Annotated in this window: 1 protein-coding gene; it reads left to right on the forward strand. The window is 71.0% G+C overall.

Annotation, left to right across the window (positions count from 1 at the left end; genetic code table 11):
* The coding region (locus tag PUR56_RS00735; RefSeq protein WP_329947414.1) for an IS110 family transposase at positions 1-338 on the forward strand (338 nt) is incomplete at both ends.

Here is a 338-nt window from a genome sequence, read left to right on the forward strand (position 1 = left end):
ACCCCGGCGAGGCGAAGACCGACGCCAAGGACGCCGCCGTGATCGCGGACGCGGCCCGCACCATGCCCCACACCCTGCGCACGCTGGAACTCACCGACGAGATCACCGCCGAACACACCGTCCTGACCGGGTTCGACCAGGACCTCGCCGCCGAGGCCACCCGCACCTCCAACCGGATACGCGGCCTGCTCACCCAGGTCCACCCGTCACTGGAGCGCGTGCTCGGACCACGGCTCGACCACCAGGCCGTCACCTGGCTCCTGGAGCGCCACGGATCCCCGGCCGCCCTGAGAAAAGCCGGACGCCGCAGACTGGTCGAACTGATCCGCCCCAAAGCC

It is taken from the genome of Streptomyces sp. BE303, from assembly GCF_036290945.1.
Lineage (GTDB): Bacteria > Actinomycetota > Actinomycetes > Streptomycetales > Streptomycetaceae > Kitasatospora.